18 protein-coding genes are annotated in these 21,361 nt (G+C 57.5%); 8 read left to right on the top strand and 10 right to left on the bottom strand.

Annotated features, from left to right (window positions below):
• The first annotated feature begins 508 nt into the window (after positions 1–508).
• The 4 genes from MPRO_RS07295 (at position 509) to MPRO_RS07280 (ending at position 5,758) form a co-directional block, all read left to right on the top strand.
• Positions 509–2,431, top strand: a complete 1,923-nt coding sequence (locus tag MPRO_RS07295; protein ID WP_067289572.1) for a PrkA family serine protein kinase — start codon at positions 509–511, stop codon at positions 2,429–2,431.
• 106 nt (positions 2,432–2,537) lie between these two features.
• Positions 2,538–3,824 carry a YeaH/YhbH family protein gene (locus tag MPRO_RS07290; protein WP_067289570.1) on the top strand — a complete coding sequence of 429 codons (1,287 nt, stop codon included), beginning with the start codon at positions 2,538–2,540 and terminating at the stop codon, positions 3,822–3,824.
• The gene (locus tag MPRO_RS07285; RefSeq protein ID WP_067289568.1) at positions 3,821–5,350 is read left to right on the top strand and encodes a SpoVR family protein; all 1,530 of its coding nucleotides are present in this window, start codon (positions 3,821–3,823) and stop codon (positions 5,348–5,350) included. The genes MPRO_RS07290 and MPRO_RS07285 overlap by 4 nt, the downstream gene beginning before the upstream one ends.
• Positions 5,351–5,395: 45 nt before the next feature.
• Positions 5,396–5,758, top strand: a complete 363-nt coding sequence (locus tag MPRO_RS07280) for a histidine triad nucleotide-binding protein (protein ID WP_067289566.1) — start codon at positions 5,396–5,398, stop codon at positions 5,756–5,758.
• A gap of 105 nt (positions 5,759–5,863) precedes the next feature.
• On the opposite strand, the gene MPRO_RS07275 is transcribed toward MPRO_RS07280, so the two are convergent.
• Complete coding sequence (locus tag MPRO_RS07275; protein ID WP_067289564.1) at positions 5,864–6,625, bottom strand: glycerophosphodiester phosphodiesterase family protein; 762 nt, start codon at positions 6,623–6,625, stop codon at positions 5,864–5,866.
• Between the two features lie 289 nt (positions 6,626–6,914).
• Here MPRO_RS07275 and MPRO_RS07270 point away from each other — a divergent pair, with 289 nt between their 5' ends.
• Complete coding sequence (locus MPRO_RS07270; RefSeq protein WP_067289563.1) at positions 6,915–8,126, top strand: Bcr/CflA family multidrug efflux MFS transporter; 1,212 nt, start codon at positions 6,915–6,917, stop codon at positions 8,124–8,126.
• Between the two features lie 20 nt (positions 8,127–8,146).
• Here the strand turns inward: MPRO_RS07270 and acnA are convergent, their stop codons facing one another.
• The 3 genes from acnA to MPRO_RS07255 form a co-directional block, all read right to left on the bottom strand.
• A complete protein-coding gene (acnA, locus tag MPRO_RS07265) occupies positions 8,147–10,843 on the bottom strand; it encodes an aconitate hydratase AcnA (protein WP_067289561.1) in 2,697 nt (898 codons plus the stop codon).
• Between the two features lie 120 nt (positions 10,844–10,963).
• Entirely contained in the window at positions 10,964–11,374 is a 411-nt protein-coding gene (locus MPRO_RS07260) for a VOC family protein (protein WP_067289558.1), read from the bottom strand.
• 60 nt (positions 11,375–11,434) lie between these two features.
• Positions 11,435–12,049, bottom strand: a complete 615-nt coding sequence (locus tag MPRO_RS07255) for a LysE/ArgO family amino acid transporter (RefSeq protein ID WP_067289556.1) — start codon at positions 12,047–12,049, stop codon at positions 11,435–11,437.
• Between the two features lie 126 nt (positions 12,050–12,175).
• On the opposite strand from MPRO_RS07255, the gene MPRO_RS07250 reads away from it, so the two are divergent.
• The 3 genes from MPRO_RS07250 to MPRO_RS07240 all read left to right on the top strand — a co-directional run bounded on the left by MPRO_RS07250 (position 12,176) and on the right by MPRO_RS07240 (position 15,336).
• Positions 12,176–13,096, top strand: a complete 921-nt coding sequence (locus tag MPRO_RS07250; protein WP_067289553.1) for a LysR family transcriptional regulator ArgP — start codon at positions 12,176–12,178, stop codon at positions 13,094–13,096.
• Positions 13,097–13,192: 96 nt separating this feature from the next.
• Positions 13,193–14,143, top strand: a complete 951-nt coding sequence (locus MPRO_RS07245) for a bifunctional enoyl-CoA hydratase/phosphate acetyltransferase (protein WP_067289550.1) — start codon at positions 13,193–13,195, stop codon at positions 14,141–14,143.
• A 14-nt stretch (positions 14,144–14,157) separates the two neighbouring features.
• A complete protein-coding gene (locus MPRO_RS07240; protein ID WP_067289548.1) occupies positions 14,158–15,336 on the top strand; it encodes an acetate/propionate family kinase in 1,179 nt (392 codons plus the stop codon).
• A 31-nt stretch (positions 15,337–15,367) separates the two neighbouring features.
• Here the strand turns inward: MPRO_RS07240 and rlmB are convergent, their stop codons facing one another.
• The 6 genes from rlmB to ppc form a co-directional block, all read right to left on the bottom strand.
• The gene (gene rlmB / locus MPRO_RS07235; protein WP_067289546.1) at positions 15,368–16,111 is read right to left on the bottom strand and encodes a 23S rRNA (guanosine(2251)-2'-O)-methyltransferase RlmB; all 744 of its coding nucleotides are present in this window, start codon (positions 16,109–16,111) and stop codon (positions 15,368–15,370) included.
• A 474-nt stretch (positions 16,112–16,585) separates the two neighbouring features.
• Complete coding sequence (locus MPRO_RS07230; RefSeq protein WP_158651767.1) at positions 16,586–16,876, bottom strand: thiosulfate oxidation carrier complex protein SoxZ; 291 nt, start codon at positions 16,874–16,876, stop codon at positions 16,586–16,588.
• The gene (locus tag MPRO_RS26480; RefSeq protein WP_281177150.1) at positions 16,873–17,001 is read right to left on the bottom strand and encodes a hypothetical protein; all 129 of its coding nucleotides are present in this window, start codon (positions 16,999–17,001) and stop codon (positions 16,873–16,875) included. The genes MPRO_RS07230 and MPRO_RS26480 overlap by 4 nt, the downstream gene beginning before the upstream one ends.
• Entirely contained in the window at positions 16,998–17,465 is a 468-nt protein-coding gene (locus MPRO_RS07225; RefSeq protein ID WP_067289542.1) for a thiosulfate oxidation carrier protein SoxY, read from the bottom strand. The genes MPRO_RS26480 and MPRO_RS07225 overlap by 4 nt, the downstream gene beginning before the upstream one ends.
• Positions 17,466–17,610: 145 nt before the next feature.
• Positions 17,611–18,261 (bottom strand): adenylate kinase, encoded by a 651-nt coding sequence (adk, locus tag MPRO_RS07220; RefSeq protein WP_067289539.1) that lies wholly within the window; start codon positions 18,259–18,261, stop codon positions 17,611–17,613.
• A gap of 325 nt (positions 18,262–18,586) precedes the next feature.
• Positions 18,587–21,190, bottom strand: a complete 2,604-nt coding sequence (ppc, locus tag MPRO_RS07215; protein ID WP_067289537.1) for a phosphoenolpyruvate carboxylase — start codon at positions 21,188–21,190, stop codon at positions 18,587–18,589.
• Between the last annotated feature and the right edge of the window lie 171 nt (positions 21,191–21,361).

The following is a 21,361-nucleotide window of genomic DNA, read 5'->3' as shown; positions in this document are numbered from 1 at the left end:
CGTGACGGACAAATAGGGAGGGATCTATTTGTCCGCCGGGTTAATAGTACAGCTTGGACCTCATATAATCAGAGCGTGCTGGCCGCCGGGTTCTGACCCTGGATCCTTGGAATCAGACTGTTTAGCGGTCAGAACCTGAACCAGGCCAGGCTAAAAAACGTATGCTCTAATAGCTGCCAGGGGCCTTAGTACCGATGCACCCATAGCGACAGTAGCGATCAGCCGCAAACCGACTGCCGCTGTCATGTAATCAAGATAACGAAACGGCCCGATTCCTGCACTAATGAAGAAAATCAGGCCACCTGAAAATGGTATTAATGGCTGCCCTGAACTTGCTTTGGACGGCGCTATCAAAGGGGTGACGGAAAGGCTTCTGGCAAAATTAACGCGAACATCCACCGGCACACCAAAGGTGGGCTACACTTGAATTAACAGAAGGCAACAGTATAGGTCAACCGACTAAAAACCTTACTAATCAAGCGGTAATGAGACAGAGAAGGTAGCCGATATGAGTATTTTTGAGCACTTCAAAGCGCGTTATTCCTCGACGCAACAGGAAGAAATGAGCCTGCAGGAGTACCTTGCCATGTGCAAGGAAGACCCAACGGCCTATGCCAGCGCGGCGGAACGCATGCTTCAGGCAATCGGAAAACCCGAGTCCGTCGATACCTCCCGAGATTCACGCTTAAGCCGCATTTTTTCCAACAAGGTCATCAAGCGCTATCCAGCTTTCAACGAATTCTATGGCATGGAAGAAGCGATCGAAAATATCGTCTCTTACTTCAAGCACGCCGCCCAGGGACTGGAAGAGCGCAAACAGATTCTGTACCTTCTCGGCCCTGTCGGCGGCGGCAAATCCTCCCTGGCCGAAAAACTGAAACACCTGATGGAACATGTGCATTTTTACGCCATCAAGGGCTCGCCGGTGTTCGAGTCTCCACTGGGGCTGTTCAACCCGGAAGAAGACGGCGAGATTCTGGAGCAGGAATTCGGCGTGCCGCGGCGCTACGTCAAGGGCATCATGTCTCCTTGGGCTGTGAAGCGACTGAAGGAGTTCGGCGGTGATATCAGCCAGTTCCGGGTAGTCAAACTCTACCCCTCTATTCTGAACCAGATTGCGCTGGCCAAAACCGAGCCAGGAGACGAAAACAACCAGGATATTTCCAGCCTGGTGGGCAAGGTCGATATCCGCAAACTGGAAGAGTTTCCGCAGCACGACCCCGATGCCTACAGTTTCTCCGGCGCTCTGTGCCGCGCCAACCAGGGCATGATGGAGTTCGTCGAGATGTTCAAGGCGCCCATCAAGGTGCTGCATCCGCTGCTGACCGCCACCCAGGAAAGCAACTACAACAGCACCGAGGGCATGGGCGCCATTCCCTATGACGGTATCGTCATGGCCCACTCCAATGAGTCGGAATGGCAAACCTTCAAGAACAACAAGACCAACGAAGCCTTCATAGACCGTGTCTATATCGTCAAGGTGCCGTACTGCACCCGGGTTTCCGAGGAAGTCAAAATCTACGAAAAACTGCTGGAAAACAGCTCGCTCAACCAGGCGCCCTGCGCGCCTGACACCCTGAACATGCTGGCCCAGTTCACGACGCTGTCCCGCATCAAGGATCCGGATAATTCCAGCCTTTACTCGAAAATGCGCATCTATGATGGCGAAAATCTGAAAGACACCGACCCCAAGGCGAAGTCATTGCAGGAGTACAAGGACGCCGCCGGCGTGGACGAAGGCATGAACGGCCTCTCGACCCGCTTTGCGTTCAAGATTCTGTCCAAGGTTTTCAACTTCGACCCAAGCGAAGTCGCCGCCAACCCGGTGCACCTGCTCTATGTACTGGAAAAAGAGATAGAGCAGCAGCAATTCCCGACGGAAACCCAGGAACGCTACATTGGCTATCTGAAAGAATTTGTCGCACCCAAGTACATTGAGTTTCTCGGCAAGGAAGTGCAGACAGCCTATCTCGAATCCTACTCGGAATACGGCCAGAATATCTTCGATCGCTACTGCACCTACGCCGATTTCTGGATTCAGGATCAGGAATACCGCGACCCCGAAACCGGCGATATTCTGGATCGCCAGGCGATCAACGAGGAACTGGAAAAAATCGAAAAACCGGCGGGTATCAGCAATCCGAAGGATTTCCGCCACGAAGTCGTCAACTTTGTGCTGCGCGCCCGGGCCAACAACAACGGCAACAACCCCACCTGGATGAGCTACGAGAAAATGCGTAGCGTGATCGAGAAAAAGATGTTCTCCAATACCGAGGATCTTCTACCGGTCATTTCCTTCAACGCCAAGGCTTCGTCCGACGATCAGCGCAAACATGGCGAGTTTGTCAAACGCATGATCAATCGCGGCTACACCGAGAAGCAGGTGCGCCTGCTGAGCGAATGGTATATCCGCGTACGTAAGTCCCAGTAACGGCCCCGCGTCTGTTACTGGTTGCTGTCGCCCCCACACGGGCTCGGCGCCCCAGACTTCACCGCAACAGCGGCTGTAGTGAGGAGCGCCGGCTAAGGAGCAGGGTATGAGTTACATTATTGATCGACGGCTTAACGCAAAGAAGAAAAGCACCGTGAATCGGCAGCGCTTCCTGCGCCGCTACCGCAAGCACATCAAGCGAGCGGTGGAAGAAGCGGTCAATCAGCGTTCCATCAGGGAAATAGAACAGGGCGGTCAGGTCACGATCCCCAACCATGACATTTCCGAACCGGTATTTCACCATGGTGATGGCGGCCAGCGGCAGCGTATTTACCCAGGTAACAAGGAATACATGGAGGGCGATGAATTCCGCCGGCCCCAAGGCGGTGGCGGCGGTGGAAGTGGCAAGGGCAAGGCCAGCAACCAGGGCGAGGGGATGGACGAGTTCACCTTCAATATCAATCAGGAAGAGTTTCTCGACTTCCTGTTTGAAGGCCTTGAGCTGCCCTATATGGTCAAGAAAAAGCTGCGCGACGCAACCCAGACCGAAACCCGGCGTGCAGGCTTCACCACCTCAGGTTCACCGGAGAAGCTTCATATTGTACGTTCTCTGCGTGCCGCCCATGCGCGGCGCATAGCGCTGTCCGGCAAGGACAGGCGCCAGGTGCGGGAACTGAAGAAAGAACTCTGGAAGCTGGAAGATGCTCCCTCCAACCCTGAAAATGCCAAGCTCCGCGAGCTGCTGCGAGCCGAAATAGAGGCGCTGGAAAAGAAAATCCGCAAGCTGCCCTTTATCGACGATTTTGATCTCAAGTTCACCAATCTGGTGCGCGTGCCGGTACCTTCAAGCAAGGCGGTCATGTTCTGCGTCATGGACGTGTCCGGCTCAATGACCCAGGCCATCAAGGACATGGCCAAACGCTTCTTTATTCTGCTTTACCTGTTCCTGACCCGAAACTACAAACAGATTGAAGTGGTTTTTATCCGCCACCACACCCACGCCAAGGAAGTGGACGAGGAGGAGTTCTTCTATTCCCGGGAAACCGGCGGTACTATCGTCTCCAGTGCCCTGACCTTGTCGGGCGATGTTATTCGCGACCGCTACCCTGCCGGTGACTGGAACATTTATGTCGCCCAGGCCTCAGATGGCGATAACTGGGATGGCGATTCCGACGCCTGCCGCCAGATACTGATCAACAAGGTACTGCCCCATGTGCAGTACTATGCCTACGTCGAAATCACCACCGGCCCTCACCAGAACCTCTGGCTGGAATATGAACGGGTGCGCGAAGCCTACCCCGAAACCTTTGCGATGCATCAGATCGAGGAAGCCGCCGACATCTATCCCGTCTTTCGCAAACTGTTTGCACGGAAAATGGAAGGTGCTGCATGACGAGTCGTCCAGCGAAGAAAAAAGCACCACTGTCGACCGACTCAGAATGGACCTTTGAGCTGATCGAGGCATATGACAAGGAAATAGCCCGCCTGGCGAAAGGTTTTCGCCTGGATACCTACCCCAACCAGATCGAAATCATTACCTCCGAGCAGATGATGGATGCGTACTCATCCATCGGCATGCCGCTGAATTACAATCACTGGTCCTTCGGCAAACAATTTGTCGAGACCGAGCAACGCTACAAGCGCGGCCAGATGGGGCTGGCCTACGAGATCGTTATCAACTCCAACCCCAGCATCGCCTACCTGATGGAAGAGAACACCATGACCATGCAGGCGCTGGTCATTGCCCATGCCTGCTACGGGCACAACTCCTTCTTCAAGGGTAATTACCTGTTCAAAACCTGGACCGACGCCTCCGCCATTATCGACTATCTGGTGTTTGCCAAGAAATACATCGCCGACTGCGAAGAGCGCTACGGTGCCGAAGCGGTAGAGGAACTGCTCGACTCCTGCCACGCCCTGATGAATTATGGTGTTAACCGCTACAAGCGTCCGCAGCCGCGGACTGCCGAGGAAGAACGCCAGCGCCAGCGCGACCGCGAAGAATATATCCAGCGCCACCTCAATGACCTCTGGAATACCATCCCGCAGAAAGAAGAACAGGAAACCGCTCGGGTTTCACGCTTTCCCAAGGATCCGGAGGAAAACATACTCTATTTCATCGAGAAAAACGCCCCGCTGCTGGAGCCCTGGCAACGGGAAGTCGTGCGGATAGTGCGCAAGATCTCGCAGTACTTTTACCCACAGAAACAGACTCAGGTCATGAACGAAGGCTGGGCCTGCTTCTGGCACTACAATCTGCTCTATGGTCTGTACGACGAGGGCCTGGTCACCGATGGCTTCATGATGGAGTTCCTGCACAGCCACTCCAGCGTGGTCTACCAGCCCCCCTTTGACTCACCCTACTTTAGTGGCATCAACCCCTATACCCTGGGGTATCACATGATGCAGGACATCCGCCGGATCTGTGAACATCCGACGGATGAGGACCGTGAATGGTTCCCGCAGCTGGCCGGCACCGATTGGCTGGATGCAGTGCACTACGCCATGGAAAACTTCAAGGACGAGAGCTTCATTCAGCAATACCTGTCACCAGCACTGATTCGCGAGCTCAAGCTGTTCGAAATTTACGATGACGCCGAGAGTCCGACTCTCAAGGTTTCAGCCATTCACAACGAAGCCGGCTACCAGCGCATCCGCGAAGACCTGTCGGCGCAGTACAACCTGGGTAACCGCGAGCCCAACATTCAGGTTTATAACGTCGATGTACGCGGTGATCGTTCCCTGACGCTGCGCCACTACATGTATAATAATCAGCCGCTGGGAGAGAGTTCGGAAGAAGTCCTCCGGCACCTGCACAGGCTCTGGGGTTTTGACGTTCACCTTGAGTCCGTTAAGTCCGACGATACCGTCTGTGCGCAATATCATTGTCCGCCACGGGAAATTCTCGAAACGCTATGAACCCATGGCGGCGGACGACTTAAATCCGGCGCCACGAGGGCTGATATGGACTGTTTGTTCTGCAAAATACTGCAAAAGGAAATCCCGGCGGGAATCATCTACGAAGACGACAAGGTGATCGCGTTTAACGATATAAATCCACAGGCGCCCTTCCATGCGCTGGTTATTCCGCGCCAGCACATCAGTACGCTGAATGATATCTCGGAACAGGACCGTGAAGTCGTGGGCCATATGGTCATGGTGGCCGCAAGACTCGCAGAGAAACAGGGCTTTGCCAGTGATGGCTATCGCACCGTGTTTAACTGCAATAACCACGGCGGCCAAACGGTTTATCATATTCACCTGCATGTACTCGGTGGCAAAGCCATGGGATGGCCGCCCTATCAGGCCAAGCTCAAGACCCTCTGATCAAAGATCTGAAGGCCTGCGGATGCAGCAAACAAAACTGCATCCGGGGGCTCGCTCTGCCGCTATATACCGAATTAAGGCTGTAGTCTGATCTGCTACTTTTATCTACTGTGAGTCAAGCGCCTCCTGCTTGCAGGTCAGCGCATAGCGCATCTCGCCAATATCAAAGGTCTCCACCAGCTCGATGCCCCGGTGCATCAACGCCAGTGCCTGGTCAGCATCGGCCACCTCGAACACCGCCAAACGCAACCCCTGCCAGGCCAGCGGGCCGTCCGGCAAAGCCGTGACATCCAGAAACAAAAATTCGGGCTTGAGCTGCTGTAGCACCTGATCATCTGCCTCTGGCCAGTGATCCTGTACCGCACCTATACGCCAGCCAAGCTCTGCCGCCTGCTGCAGAATCGGGCGATCATAGCTGATCAGCACCACCTGATCACGCACCGCCGCCAGCCCCGAAGCTGCGGCCTGCAGGAATTCGCGCCGGCCGAAATGTTCTATGGACCCGCGCTTGAACTCGATGAAGAACACCACATCGGGAAACTGCTGCATCAGCAGGCGCAGGCCCGCCAGGGTTGCCAGGGTTTCGCCCCTGTAGTTTTCGCCAAAGCGGGAGGGATAATGGCAGGATAACGCGGCGAGTTCTGCCCTATGCAGTGCCTGCACAGCACCTCCCTGTCCGCACAAGCGCTGGGTATCATCATCGTGAAATACCACGACAACATGATCAGCGCTGAGCTGGATATCGACCTCCACAAACTGGGCGCCGGCATTTAGCGCCTCGCGCACCGCCAGCAGGGTATTTTCAGGGTAGCGCGCCGCATAGCCGCGGTGCGCTACCAGACGATCAGCCAATGGAGTGTCTGTCATGTCCATTCCTCTGTGCATTTATCGAATCAGAACTAACCCGAATTAGCGCAATTATTGCAACAGTCAGTTCGTAAAACACCGCCGGCAAAAGCACGCCATGAGTGCTAAAATCGGTGTCCCTGTGCAGTCTAGTTCGACTGGCCTCAGTTTATTTCAGTTTGCGTGATTACCCGCGTCGCTCTTGCAGCGACACCAGAAGCATTTTGCTGTGGACTGACTCGGCTCTCCGCGTTATTACCAGCGTATTTCACGCCTGTATCACCACATTTACACTGCAGATCGCCAATTTATGACCACGGACAAAGCCTTTATTATCATTCTGGGCCTGCTCATCGGACTTTCTCCGCTGGCAATCGACATGTACCTGCCCAGCATGCCCGCCATCGCCACCGGGCTAGGTGCCTCGACCGAAGCAGTACAGCAGAGCCTGACCGTGTTCCTGATCGGATTTTCTCTGCCACAGCTTATTTTCGGCCCGCTGTCCGATGCCATGGGGCGGCGCTTCGTGATTATTACCGGCGTGCTGCTGTTTATCCTCGGCAGCATCCTCTGTGCACTGGCGCCCGATATTCACTGGCTACTGATGGCCCGTACCCTGCAAGCCACCGGCGCCGCCGCCATGGCCGTCACAGTGCCGGCATTGGTGAGGGATCGTTTCCAGGGCAGTGATTTCGCCCGCACCATGAGCGTTATCATGATGGTAATGGCGGTCGCCCCCCTGATCGCCCCCATGCTGGGCGCGCTGGTGCTCGTGGTCAGTGGCTGGCGCATGATTTTCTGGGTACTGGCACTGATCGCAGTCGTTGGTATGGCGCTGTTTTACTGCAAGATCAATGAAACCCTGCCTGCCCCGCAGCGTATTCCGCTGCGCCCGGCGGTGCTGCTGCACAACTATGGCATCCTGCTGCGGGATCGACACGCACTCGGCCACATGCTGAGCGCAGGCTTCATGTTTGCCGGCATGATGGCCTTTGTCGCGGCCTCTCCGTTCGTATATATCGAGCTGTTTGGCGTGGCCGAACAATACTACGGACTGCTGTTCAGCCTGAATATCATCGCCCTGATGGCCCTCACTGCCCTGGCCAATCGCTGCAGGCACCTGAGCTCAAAGCGTGTTCTGCAGCTGACCTTTGGGCTGATAGGCCTGGTGTGCCTGCTACTGATCGCTCTCAGCCTTCTGTCACAACCAGCGCTAGCGCTGGTCGTACTGGCCTGTGTCCTCTTTGTTGGCACCTACGGCATTATCAGCGCACACACGCTGTCTGAAGTCATGAATCGTTTTGCGAATATATCCGGCAGCACATCGGCACTGGGCGGCTCACTGCGCTTTGGTGTCGGCTCATTCGGCGGCGCCGCTGTGGGCTTATTCCACGACGGTACCGCATTGCCGATGACTTCGGTCATGGCGGTGTGCGGCATTCTGGCCATCATTTCCTTCCTGGCAGCCGGTCAACCGGCGCTTGACGCAAAAGCCGATATCCCGGTTAACAAGGCCGCCTGACGAACCTTAGGTGCGGTGGCTCAGCTGGCCTTTGGCCGCCCTGCGCCGGCCAGATTGCGCAGCACATACTGCAAGATGCCACCATGGCGGTAGTAGTCCCACTCTACCGGTGTATCAATCCGCACTGTTGCCCTGAAGCTCACTTGGCTGCCATCTGGCGCGCTCGCCGTGACCCCGACCTCCGTCGGCTGATCATCAACCGGGTCTATATCAAACTGCGCCTGGGCATGCAGCCCGAGACTGTCTGCTGACTCACCGTCCCTGAATTGCAGCGCCAGCACACCAAAGCCGATCAGGTTGGAGCGGTGAATGCGCTCGAAACTCTCGGCAATAACCGCAGCAATACCCAACAGCCGCGTGCCCTTGGCCGCCCAGTCCCGGCTGGAACCCGTGCCATATTCCTTGCCTGCCAGCACCACCAGCGGTACCGCCTCCTGTTGATAACGCATTGCTGCATCGAAGATGCTGAGTTCTTCGCTGGAGGGGAAATGCGTCGTCCAGCTGCCCTCTGTACCCGGCGCCAGCTGGTTGCGTAGGCGAATATTGGCAAAGGTGCCGCGCATCATCACTTCATGATTGCCGCGCCTGGAGCCGTAGCTGTTAAAGTCGGCCGGCTGTACGCCTAGCTGCTGCAGATACAGACCCGCCGGGCTATCAGCCTTGATGGCTCCGGCCGGCGAAATATGATCGGTGGTAATGGAATTCCCCACACGAACAAGGCAACGCGCGCCCGTTACGGCCTGCGGTGGCACCGGCTCTGCACTCATGCCATCGAAATACGGCGGATGCCTGATGTAACTGGAATCTGGCCATTGATAGGTGGTGCCCTCGGGCAACGGAAGCGTGCGCCAGGAGTCAGGCCCCTCGAACACATCGGCGTAACGGCTGCGGAACATCTCCGCATTGATGCATGTGCGCAGCAGTGTCTGTATTTCCTGCTGCGTCGGCCAGATATCCTTTAGATAAACCGGTTTGCCGGTAGAACTTTGGCCCAGCATGTCCTGATACAGATCCAGAGTCATATTGCCCGCCAGTGCATAGGCCACCACCAGCGGCGGTGATGCCAGGTAGTTGGTTTTTACCTCCGGGTGAATCCGCCCCTCAAAATTGCGATTGCCCGACAACACAGACGATACCATCAAGCCACCGTCGCTGATCGCCTGGCTGATTTCGGGTCGCAGCGGCCCTGAGTTGCCTATACAGGTGGTGCAGCCAAAACCCACCAGATTGAACCCCAGCTCTTCCAGCGGTTCCATCAGCCCGGCGGCCTGCAGATAGGCGCTCACGACCTGGGAGCCCGGTGCCAGTGAGGTTTTAACCCAGGGCCTGGTTTTCAGTCCCAGATCCCGCGCCTTTTTGGCCACCAGCCCGGCCGCCAGCATGACCGCAGGGTTGGAGGTGTTGGTACAGGAGGTAATGGCTGCAATGACAACATCCCCGTTGCGCAGCAGATGCTGTTCACCATCCAGCTCAAAGGCGACGCCACCGTCCTGCATTGGCACCTCCGGGTCTAACGTACCCTGATGCTCGCGCATTAGGCTCAGGAAGGCGCGCTTGGCATCAGTAAGGGCGATACGATCCTGAGGGCGCTTGGGACCTGCGATGCTCGGCACCACTGAAGCCAGATCCAGCTCAAGTACTTCGCTGTAGTCTGCCTGGGCACTGGTGTCGTCATGCCAGAGTCGCTGCTCGCGGGCATAGGCCTCCACCAGCGTGCACTGCTCGGCACTGCGCCCGGTAAGCTCCAGATAACGCAGGGTTTCACTATCGATCGGAAAAATACCACAGGTCGCACCGTACTCGGGCGCCATATTGGCAATGGTGGCACGATCCGCCAGCGGCAGTTCGGCCAGGCCTGCGCCGAAGAACTCGACAAACTTGCCAACGACCCCATGGCTGCGCAGCATTTGTGTCACCCGCAGCACCAGATCCGTAGCCGTGGCGCCTTCCGACAGGCGCCCGCTTAGGCGCATGCCGACAACCTTGGGCAACAGCATGGTCACAGGCTGCCCCAGCATCGCGGCTTCCGCCTCTATGCCACCCACACCCCAGCCCAGCACCCCCAGGCCGTTAATCATTGTGGTGTGGGAGTCGGTACCCACCAGGGTGTCGGGGTAGGCCTGCAGTACACCGTTATGATCCTTGGTCATCACCACCTGGGCGAGGTATTCGAGGTTTACCTGATGCACGATACCGGTGCCGGGCGGCACCACGCGGAAATTGGCAAAGGCCTTTTGGCCCCAGCGCAGAAACTGGTAGCGTTCAGCATTGCGCTGGAACTCGATGCGGGTATTGAGATCCAGCGCCTGGGCCGTGCCGTAGTGATCCACCATCACCGAATGATCGATCACCAAGTCCACCGGTTGCAGCGGGTTAATCAGCTCAGGGTTACCGCCGAGTCGGACCATGGCATCGCGCATTGCGGCAAGATCCACTACCACCGGCACGCCGGTGAAGTCCTGCAGCACCACCCGCGCCGGGGTAAAGGCAACCTGGTCGCTGGGCTCAGCGGTTGGGCTCCAGCGGCACAAGGCTTCGATATCCGATGGCTGTACATTCAGGCCGTCTTCGAGGCGAAGCAGGTTTTCCAGCAGAATTTTAAGGCTGTAAGGCAGGCGGCTGATACCGTACTGCGCCTCCAGGACATCCAGCCGGAAGATTTCATAAGTCTTGCCACCGACATCCAGCGAATCACGTGCGCCAAAGCTATTGTTCATAATCGCTCCCTCGTTACCGCCAAGCAGCCGCAAGCTGCGCCACTTTAACCGACAATAGAAACCGATGGTCGTTCAGGCCAAGCGGGATAATACTGGCAACCATGCATAGTAAAGCGTGGGTCAACTTGGCTGCGAGGGGCCCTTCAGTTCCAGGGTGTTGCCTTCCGGATCCTGAATGTAGAACGAGGGCCCCATGCCCTCGGCCCCATAGCGCGCTTCAATAGGGCCTACTTCTATATTCTCTGCGTTCAGGTAGACACGAATCGCCTCTGCGTCAAACGGCTCCAGCCGCAGACACAGGTGATCCAGGTTACGCCCCTCGGTGCCAGCAGCCCTGCCACCGGCCGCCCCCAGTTCACCATCGACCGTGATCAGGTCAATCAGCGCCCGCCCTGCGCGCAGCTGATAGAGCCCAAGCTCCGGCTTGACCCGCTCGAGTTCACAGCCCAGCACCCGACAGTAAAAGTCCAGCATGGGCTCCAATTGCTTTACCCGCAGCACCAGATGGTCAATCTCGCGTATATGTATCATGGGCTTCCCGACCAATCAGACACCCTCAATAGTAGCAGTCAGGTCCGGGGAGCATAGAGTTCAGAGCACCAGGCTCAGGGCTATGCCCCACATCATCAGACATACCAGGCTGTCGAGCACCCGCCAGGCACGCGGGTTGCGAAACAGCGGGGCAAGCTTGGGCGCGCCCATACCCAGCATAAGAAACCAGGTAAAAGAAGCCAGTACGGCACCGGCGCCAAACCAGTAGCGCAGGCTGTCACCGTACTGGGTGGCGATACTCCCCACCAGCACCACCGTATCCAGATAGGCGTGGGGGTTCAGCAGGCTGACCGCCAGGGTCGTCAGCAGCGCCGACTTGAGGGAACCGGCCCCACGACTGGCCATATCCAGCCCCGCCGGCTGCAACGCACTGCGCAGTGCTCTATAACCGTAGTAAAACAGAAAAATCGCGCCGAATATCCGTGCCAACTCCAGTAGCATCGGCGACTCGCTGATCAGAGCCCCCATGCCCAGTACGCCCAGGCAGATCAGCAAGGCATCACTCAGGCTGCACAGCAGGGCAATGGGCCAGTGATACTGGCGTCGTACCCCCTGGGCCAGCAGAAAAGCGTTCTGCGCACCTATGGCGATAATCAAACCGCCGCCGGTCACAAACCCCTGCAACATGACACTGGACTGAAGTGCACTGTTCATCAAACCGTTTCCCGTTATAAAAGCCCGTCCGCAACGGGCTGCACGTTTAAAGATGGGCGCGATATTGACCGGCAGCGATAAGTAAGTAAAACTTATATTTTTTATAACCGATTAGCAGAACTAATAATGCTGGATTATCGACAGATTCAGGCCCTGGCCGCCGTGATCGAAGAACAGAGTTTCGAGCGCGCCGCCGCCTCGCTACATATAACCCAGTCGGCGGTGTCACAGCGTCTAAAGCAGCTCGAAGAACGCCTTGGTCAGGCGCTGGTGATCCGATCCAGCCCGGTGCGGGCGACACCGGCGGGCCAACAGGTACTCAAACACTATCGCCAGGTGAGCCTGCTGCAAAAGGAACTGCTCAGGGAGGTATATGATGGCGAAGACAGCAGCTTTACCCGCCTGCCCCTGGGGCTCAATGCCGACAGCCTCAGCAGCTGGTTTTTACCAGCACTGCAACCCTTGCTGGAGCAGGAAAAAATCCTGCTGGAGCTAAAGGTCGATGATCAGGATCAAACCCACCACCTGCTGCGCACCGGCGAAGTCATTGGCTGTATCACCGCCAGCCCGCAGGCGATGCAGGGCTGCAACTGCATTCCCCTGGGCGTCATGCCCTATCGCTGCCTGGTGGCACCGTCCTATATCAGGCATTACCTCGGCGGCAAGGTAACTTCCGAAGGCCTGCGCCAGGCGCCGGCGGTGGAATATAATCACAAGGATGCACTGCATTGCCGCTATCTGGAGCACTTTTATGGTCTGGCAGCCGGTGACTTCCCGCGCCACCGCGTCCCCTCTCCCGATGCCTTTATCGATCTGATTGTGCGTGGTTTTGGTGCCGGCATGGTGCCGGATCAGCAAAGCGGCCCTTTTCTGGCCAAGGGGCTGGTGGTCGATCTGGCCCCCGGTAATTATCTGGCCGTGCCGCTTTACTGGCACGTCTGGAACCTGAAAACACCGCTGGCACGGCGCCTGACGGAAACACTGCTGCAGGGCGCGGAAAAACTGCTGGAACCCTTTTCCGCCCACCCTGTCCTGACACACCCATAAAGCCTCCTATATGATCCAGATCAGGCTAGGCTTTTTTGATCTGCAGCATAATAATCGAATCTTCCAGTTGCTGGAAAACGACAGGACTCTCATCGAATGATCAAAATTGAACAGGCCCCCGCACAGCAGCAGCTGGAGTTTTTTATCCAGCAGGCCCGCCAGGCCAGACCCATCCGCACGGCGGTGGTACATCCGGTTGATCACAACTCTCTGACAGGCGCCCTGTCCGCCTCCTCAGAGGGCTTGATCGAGCCGATACTCATAGGGCCCGAGGAGCGCATCAGAGCCCTTGCAGAGCTGGAAGAGCTCGATCTGACAGGGATTGAAATCATCCATGTACCCCATAGCCATGCCGCGGCCGAAAAGGCCTGCGAGCTGGTGCACCAGGGCCGCGTCGAAGCGCTGATGAAAGGCGCTCAGGCCACCTCCGAGCTGTTGAGCGCCGTGCTGCACAAAACCCTGGGCATCAGAACCGAGCGCCGCCTCAGCCATGTGTTTGTGTTTGATATTCCCAACTACCACAAGCCACTGGTGATTACCGATGCGGCCATCAATGTAGCGCCGAATCTGTCGATCAAGCGAGACATAGTGCAGAATGCCATCGAATTCTGCCAGCTTCTGGGGATCCCCAGCCCCCGCGTTGCCATACTGGCGGCGGTCGAGAAAATAGTCCCGAGCATGCAAAGTACACTGGACGCCGCTGCGCTGTGCAAGATGGCTGAGCGAGGACAGATAAGCGGTGGCATACTGGACGGCCCACTGGCTTTCGACAATGCCATTTCACGCCAGGCTGCGCTCGACAAGCACATAAAATCAGAGGTTTCAGGAGAGGCCGATATATTGCTGGCGCCCGATCTTGAATCCGCCAACATGATTGCCAAGCAGCTGGTGTACCTTGCCAATGCCGAGTCCGCCGGCATCGCCCTCGGCGCCCGGGTGCCGATCATACTGACCAGCCGCGCAGACAATACCCTGACCCGCATGGCATCCTGTGCCCTTGCCTCCCATATTGTGCATCAACGCAACGCTCTCAACCTGAAGCGATAAGGAACAGTGGATTCATGAAGTGTATTTTGGCGGTTAACGGCGGTTCCTCCAGCCTAAAGTGCGGCCTCTATGAACCTGGCGCCGGCGTCCCCCAGCTGCGCTACCGTTTCAAGCTGGGCGATGCCCTGGGTACACCGGAGCTCTCCATTACCGGCGACCGGGGGCAAGAGCTCGCCCTGCTTCACCCCGACTTTAGCCACATCGCTTCAAACCAGCGCCACCTGATGGCATTGACGCTGGTGCTCGACTGGATCGATGAGAACCTGCCCGACTGCAGCATCGAGAGGGTGGGGCACCGTGTTGTGCACGGTGGACAGCAGTTTTCAGCCCCTGTCAGGGTTGATGACGACCTGATTGTCGCCCTGCATCAACTCAGCCCACTCGCGCCCCTGCATCAGCCTTTTAACATAGAGCTTATCCAGGCGTGCCGGGCACGGCTGCCAGGGCTGGAGCAAGTGGCCTGCTTTGATACCATGTTCCACGCTGGCCAGTCGAGCCTGGAGCGCCAGTATGCAATCCCCGCCCGCTTTACCCAGGACGGGATTCAGCGCTATGGCTTCCACGGCCTGTCCTACGAGTTCATTCAACGCCAGCTGGCAGCACAGGATCGGGGGCTCGGGCACAGCCTGGTCTGTCACTTTGGTTCCGGTGCCAGCATGTGCGCGCTAAAGGATGGCCGCTCGGTGGCCAGCAGCATGGGCTTTACCGCCGTCGATGGCCTGCCCATGGGCAGCCGTTGCGGCAATATAGACCCCGGCGTGCTGCTGTACATGCAACGTCACTATGGGCTGGATATGGATGCACTGGAGCAGATACTTAACAGGGAAAGTGGCTGGCTGGGAGTTTCGGGAATCAGTTCAGACATGCTCGAACTACACCGCAGCGACGCCGATGCGGCCGAGTTTGCGATCGACATGTTCTGCTATCGCGCCGCACTTGAGGCCGGCCGTCTTGGTGCTGCCATGGAAGGTCTGGATCGCATCGTTTTCACCGGAGGAGTGGGTGAAAACGATGCCGATATTCGTGCCCGCATCGGCAAGCGCCTGAAGTGGCTCGGTGTAGAGCTGGACGCCGCAGCCAACATTGCAGGAGATACGCTGATCAGCCACCCGAACAGCCGCATAGAAGTGCTGGTAATTCCAACCCATGAAGGCGCCATGATCGCCCAGCACTGCCACGAAATGCCGGACTGAGCGGTGCACTTGGCGGCGCCAGGCCGGCCTCTCAGGCCTGTCTGCGCTGACGTACGGCTTCAAACAGGCAGACACCTGCGGCCACAGAAACGTTCAGGCTGCTGACTTCACCAGACATTGGAATCTTGACCAGGTGATCACAGTGTTCGCGGGTCAGGCGGCGCATGCCCTTGCCTTCAGCGCCCATGATCAATGCCATCGGACCTGTGAGGCTGGCATCATACACCAGCTGCTCGGCTTCCCCGGCGGTGCCGGTAATCCAGATGCCGCGCTCCTGCAGCATCTGCAGCGTGCGGGCCAGGTTAGTGACCTGCACATAGGGAACTACTTCAGCGGCACCACAGGCTACCTTGGAGACAGTGGAATTCAGCGGCGCTGATTTGTCTTTGGGCGCAATCACCGCCTGTACTCCGGCGGCGTCGGCGGTGCGCAGACAGGCCCCCAGGTTGTGGGGATCCGTGACGCCATCGAGCACCAGCAAAAAGGGCGCGGCCTCGAGGCCATCGAGCAACTGATCGAGAAAGGCCTCATCCTTGGAAAGAATCGGATCGCAGAGTACCAGTACCCCCTGATGCACGCCGCCATCAGACAGCCGATCCAGCTCCTGACGGCTCACCCGCTCGGGGCGTACATGCACAGGCGCCGCCAGATCGATCACCTGCTGAATACGCTCATCATTACGGCCCTGCTGCACCAGCAGACGCTTGATGCGCTTGGAGTCGCGTTTCAGCGCCGTACGCACCGCATGCTGACCGAACAGAATTTCGTCTTCCAATGGATATGCTCCTGTACCCGGCCAATAGCCGGGATGCCGGGGCAGGATCCTAGCAGCCTGTCGGACTTGGCCGATCGTAGCGAGGGAAAGTCTGTTTTGAGGCAGTTTTTGAGCTCTTTTGAGTCAAATAGTGGTTCTATTTAACAAAAAAGAGGACGAAAAATGACCAAAAACGGCTTTTCCGCAGTAGATCAGTGGTAAGTCCGACAGGCTGCTAGATCCCGCTCGGGTTAATCGTATGTGCCGTGGCGCAGCCACCAGGGAGATCATGCATGATGCCTGGGCTTGATAGGACCCGGTGCCGCGCGGCCGCGTATTATCCCCAACTCGGGCCTAAAAACCCAGCGCCGCAGGACCTGTACCTGAGACCCGATAACAAAAGGTGCTTGGCCTGCGCTCAGAAGTAGAAAACCGGGTCATTGCACGCCAGAAACGGCGAAGAATTAAGAATTGCCGATGATACTGTAGCGTCTGTCAGGCGATCTCATGGCTGTAGGTGTCGCCCCCACCCTGACTGTCATTCCAGCTGATCACCAGGCTACCCCCGCCGGTGCCCAGAAAACGAAAGCGCACAAAGGGATCCGCCGACATGGCCGGCGAGAGCGCAGCGCCAAACACCTTCTCGCCCCGGTAACGCACACTGAGCTCTCGAATGAACAGGGCATCAACCGCATCGGCCGCACAGCCCGCCTGCCCGGCCATCCCATGCTGCAGAAACAGCCGCACTGTAATAACGTCATCCTTGATCGAAGTCTCGACTCTCAAGATGCAACCTCGTCATTGGCATTGCTTGGGCCACAGCCGCTCAGCGCTATCTGCAGCGCCATGTCATGTTTCAGAAACAGCCGCACCCTGGTGATGTTGTCCTTGATCGACGTCTCGGTGTTCAAGATACAGCCCCGTCGCTGCCTGGGCCACAGCCGCTCAGTACGATCTGCACCGGCTGGCTGTTTCGGAACAGCTGTCCATCAGACTCCAGCACGACTGAAACCTCACTGGATTTGGATAAACGAATGCGTGCAGCAAGCTCTGGCAAGGTATTGGGCCCGAACTCAATCAGGGCCGCCAGCGGCCTGGGGTTGTCGTGCACCAGCAGCGCAAGACGGGTTACTTTTGGCAGATGGGTCAGCACCATGACCGGTACCAGCTCCCCCAGATGCGCCGTGGTGGGCAGCTTCAATTCAATCTCCAGCGCCCTAACCGTATCACTGCGACCAAAGGCTTCGGTCAGCGCAGCATCAATGGCCGGGCTTTCGAACGCCCGACGGTTCCAGTTGGCCAGAGCTTGCAGCGGCGCCAGCAACAGCGCAGTCGCGGCGACTCCCAAGCGTCGAATAAACAGTCGCCGATGCATCAAGGGGCTCCGTAGCGTTTTGGTCTCAAAGGCGAGAATACCTTAAAGGCCGGGCCCAGGCAGCTTTTGCGATCAGGCACCGACAAGCAACCGGCAACAAAAAGGCCGCTGAAATCAGCGGCCTTTTATATGCGGTGACACAGAATCAGAGCGCGGCGAAGATATTGTCGCGAATCTGTTCAACCGAGCCGACACCCGGAATGTAGACATAACGCGGCGCAGTAGCAGCATCGGACTCGCCCCAGCCCTTGTAGTAGTTGATCAGCGGTGCAGTCTGCTCATCGTATACCTTCAGGCGGGCACGTACAGTCTCTTCCTCATCGTCCACACGCTGAATCAGCTCTTCACCGGTGACATCATCCTTGCCTTCCACCTTGGGGGCATTGAACAGCAGATGATAGGTACGGCCAGAGCCCGGGTGAACACGACGACCGCTCATGCGCTTGATGATTTCTTCGTTATCAACGTCGATTTCAATCACGGCATCAATCTGCACACCGGCATTTTTAAGGGCGTCAGCCTGGGGGATAGTGCGCGGAAAGCCGTCGAACAGAAAGCCATTGGCGCAATCGTCCTGAGTGATACGCTCCTGCACCAGACCGATGATGATGTCATCGGATACCAGCTGACCCGCATCCATCACAGCCTTGGCCTTCACACCCAGGGGTGTACCGGCCTTGACGGCGGCGCGCAGCATATCGCCGGTGGAGATCTGCGGAATGTTGAATTTCTCGGTCAGGTACTGTGCCTGTGTGCCCTTGCCGGCGCCGGGGGCGCCCAGAAGAATAATACGCATTGTGAGATTGACTCCTACTCTTGTAATAACAAAAAACTAAAAAATCTGTTTCGCGTGGCTGTACGGCAGTCAGCACCCAATATCCATGCTCTGGACAGTAACGAGTCCGGCACGGGGGGACAATGCGACATTAGCACTAACGCACTGAGGAAAAAGCAGCGCAACAGCCTTGAAAGCTGCCGCCTGCGGCGATGCCAGGCACGCGATTTTTCGTCAGCACACTAGCCTTTTGATGCACGCGCAGGCGCTGCCCGCACGCAAAAGGGTATTGAGGGTAAGCTAAAAGCGGGGTTGTCATCAACCCCGCCTGCAGGCTGATCAAAAATCAGCCAGTATTGCGCATCCCCGCCGATATTCCGGACATGCTCACCATCAGCGCTCGTTCCAGCCGACTGTCGGGCTGAGTACGGTCACGTAGCAGCAGTTCGGCCTGCAGAAAGTGCAGCGGATCTATATAGGGATTGCGCACCTCAATGGACTGGCGGATCACCGGATTCTCGGCCAGCAGCTGTGTCTGCTGTTTGATCTGCTTCACCAGCTCTACACTGTCACGCAGGCGACTGCGCAGACTCGAACCCAGCACCCGCAGTTCTTCAGACACCAGCCGCGCATCGTAGTAGGCCGCGATATCCGGATCACTCTTGGCCAGCACCATCTCCAGCATGTCGATATTGGCGCGGAAAAACGGCCAGTCACGGTACATGCTGTGCAACAGCGGCAGCTGATCCGCCACCGCCTCCTGCAGGGCACTGTCCGAGCCCAGCCAGGCCGGCAGCATCAGACGAGTCTGGGTCCAGGCGAAAATCCAGGGAATGGCACGCAGGCTCTCGATACCACCATCGGTACGCCGCTTGGCCGGACGTGATCCCAACGGCAACTTGGCCAGTTCCTGCTCAGGTGTCGCTGCACGGAAGTACTGCACAAAGTGCTCATCTTCCCGCACCACGGCACGGTATTCCTTCAGACCCCGCAGGGCCATGCGCTCTATCTGACTGCGCCACTGCGGCTGGGGTCCCGGTACCGGGTCCAGCGTTGCCTGCAACACAGCGGCGGTATAAAGCTCCATATTGCGGATGGCGATTTCGGGGATGCCGAACTTGAAGCGAATCATCTCGCCCTGCTCGGTCACCCGCAGGCCGTGATCCACTGACCCTGGAGGCTGAGCCAGGATGGCGGTATGGCTAGGGCCACCGCCACGGGCCACAGTACCGCCACGGCCGTGGAACAGGGTCAGGTGCACCTGATGCCGACGACAAACCGCGGTCAGCTCTTCCTGGGCCTGGAACTGCCCCCAGGCAGCGGCCAGCTGGCCGGCATCCTTGGCGGAATCCGAATAGCCAATCATGACTTCCTGCTGGCCCTGAATATAATCCTGGTACCAGTCGAGCGACAGCAATGCATCGATACAGCCATGGGCACCCTGTAGATCCGACAGGGTTTCAAACAATGGCACCACACGCATCTTGTGGCCGATGCCCGCTTCCTGCAGCAGCAGAATGACACCCAGCACATCGGAGGGCTGGCTGGCCATGGAGATTACATAGCTGCCAAGGGAGTTCTCCTCTGAAGCGGCGACCACCTTGCAGGTATCCAGCACTTCCTGCACCAGAGCCGACGGCTGCCAGGCCCTTGGCAACAGCGGGCGGCGGCTGCTCAGCTCAGCCAGCAGGAATTCCTGCCGACGGGCTTCATCCCAGTCGCTGTAGCAGCCCAACTCATAAAACGCGGTGATTTCATCAAAGACGCCGGCGTGACGATCGGCATTCTGGCGAATATCCAGTTTGACCAGCGTCATGCCAAAGCAGGCAATACGCCTGATCATGTCTTGCAGCCGCCCCTGGGCGATGATCTGCATGCCGCAATCCTGCAAGGATCTGTGGCACAGCAGCAACGGCTGCAGCAGCTCATCTTCGTGCATCAATACGCCTTCGGCCGGCACTGGATTACCATCGAGCTGCGCCTTGATCCACACCTTGGTCCGCCCCAGAGCCGCGCGTACGTTACCCAGCAGTTCACGGTAGGGCTCAGGCACCTCCCCGATTCGTTCGCGCAGCTCGGCATTGCACTGACTCATCGACAGCTCGGCACGCAGCTGGTCTATATCGCGGTAATACAGATCCGCCGCCATCCAGCGAGACAGTAATAGCACTTCGCGGGTTACCCTGGCGGTCACATTGGGGTTACCGTCCCGGTCTCCACCCATCCAGGAGGAATAGCGCACCGGACAGCAATCCAGTGGCAGACCTTCGCCCAGCACTTCCTGCAATTGCTCATCCAGGGTTCGCAGGAACTTGGGCACAGCTTGCCAGAGGGAATTCTCGATCACCGCAAAGCCCCATTTAGCCTCTTCTACCGGGGTCGGCCGCTGCTGGCGGATCTCGTCGGTATGCCAGATCTGGCTGACGAGTTCACGCAGACGATGCTGCACCTTTTCGCCCCGATCCAGCCGCTTGAGACAATCGGCAATATCATCAAACTTGTGAATCAGGGTGCGGCGATTCACTTCGGTCGGGTGGGCAGTCAGTACCAGGTCCACACTCAATTTTCCCAGTCCATCGGCAATCTCGCGCACACTGAAACCGCGATCGCTCAGGCGGCGAAACAGCTGACCAAGGGACTCGGGGGCGTCCTTGCCACTGTCTTCCAGACGCCGGCGTACACGGTGGTGCTCTTCGGCAATATTGGCCAGATTCAGGAACTGGGTGAAGGCGCGGGCCACCGGCAGCACTTCATCCTCGCTCAGTTCGCCCAGAGCGCTCAGCAGTTCGTGATACTCACTGTTGTCTTCCTGGCGTCCGGCTTTGGCCAGCTTGCGGATACGTTCTACCTTTTGCAGAAAAGCCTCGCCAAGCTGGGTTTCAATGGTCTGCCCCAGGCAGTCCCCCAACATTCGAACATCATCGCGCAACGATTCGTGCAGATCAGCCATCCACTCTCTCCCTTAGATGAAAATCAGCCGGGCGCTATGCCCGGAGTCACATCGGCTCTTCGAGCATAATGGATTCTCGGTCAGGAAGGTAAACGCAAAACACAGAAAAATGCCGAAATCGGTAATTTTTTTACACGGAAATGAGGCTTCACTGGCCATGCCCCAAGTGAC

The sequence above is a fragment of the Marinobacterium profundum genome (assembly GCF_001528745.1).
GTDB classification, from domain to species: Bacteria; Pseudomonadota; Gammaproteobacteria; order Pseudomonadales; family Balneatricaceae; genus Marinobacterium_A; species Marinobacterium_A profundum.
The sequence above is the reverse complement of the archived record's forward strand: the minus strand, read 5'-3'. Positions and strand labels throughout refer to the sequence as shown.

Coding starts and splice junctions, on each gene's coding strand:
- MPRO_RS07255 (WP_067289556.1), bottom strand. CDS start 12,049: ATGAACAGTGCACTTCAGTCCAGTGTCATGTTGCAGGGGTTTGTGACC.
- adk (WP_067289539.1), bottom strand. CDS start 18,261: ATGCGTATTATTCTTCTGGGCGCCCCCGGCGCCGGCAAGGGCACACAG.
- MPRO_RS07285 (WP_067289568.1), top strand. CDS start 3,821: ATGACGAGTCGTCCAGCGAAGAAAAAAGCACCACTGTCGACCGACTCA.
- acnA (WP_067289561.1), bottom strand. CDS start 10,843: ATGAACAATAGCTTTGGCGCACGTGATTCGCTGGATGTCGGTGGCAAG.
- MPRO_RS07250 (WP_067289553.1), top strand. CDS start 12,176: ATGCTGGATTATCGACAGATTCAGGCCCTGGCCGCCGTGATCGAAGAA.
- MPRO_RS07240 (WP_067289548.1), top strand. CDS start 14,158: ATGAAGTGTATTTTGGCGGTTAACGGCGGTTCCTCCAGCCTAAAGTGC.
- ppc (WP_067289537.1), bottom strand. CDS start 21,190: ATGGCTGATCTGCACGAATCGTTGCGCGATGATGTTCGAATGTTGGGG.
- MPRO_RS07225 (WP_067289542.1), bottom strand. CDS start 17,465: ATGCATCGGCGACTGTTTATTCGACGCTTGGGAGTCGCCGCGACTGCG.
- MPRO_RS07290 (WP_067289570.1), top strand. CDS start 2,538: ATGAGTTACATTATTGATCGACGGCTTAACGCAAAGAAGAAAAGCACC.
- MPRO_RS07295 (WP_067289572.1), top strand. CDS start 509: ATGAGTATTTTTGAGCACTTCAAAGCGCGTTATTCCTCGACGCAACAG.
- MPRO_RS07280 (WP_067289566.1), top strand. CDS start 5,396: ATGGACTGTTTGTTCTGCAAAATACTGCAAAAGGAAATCCCGGCGGGA.
- MPRO_RS07270 (WP_067289563.1), top strand. CDS start 6,915: ATGACCACGGACAAAGCCTTTATTATCATTCTGGGCCTGCTCATCGGA.
- MPRO_RS07245 (WP_067289550.1), top strand. CDS start 13,193: ATGATCAAAATTGAACAGGCCCCCGCACAGCAGCAGCTGGAGTTTTTT.
- MPRO_RS07275 (WP_067289564.1), bottom strand. CDS start 6,625: ATGACAGACACTCCATTGGCTGATCGTCTGGTAGCGCACCGCGGCTAT.
- MPRO_RS07260 (WP_067289558.1), bottom strand. CDS start 11,374: ATGATACATATACGCGAGATTGACCATCTGGTGCTGCGGGTAAAGCAA.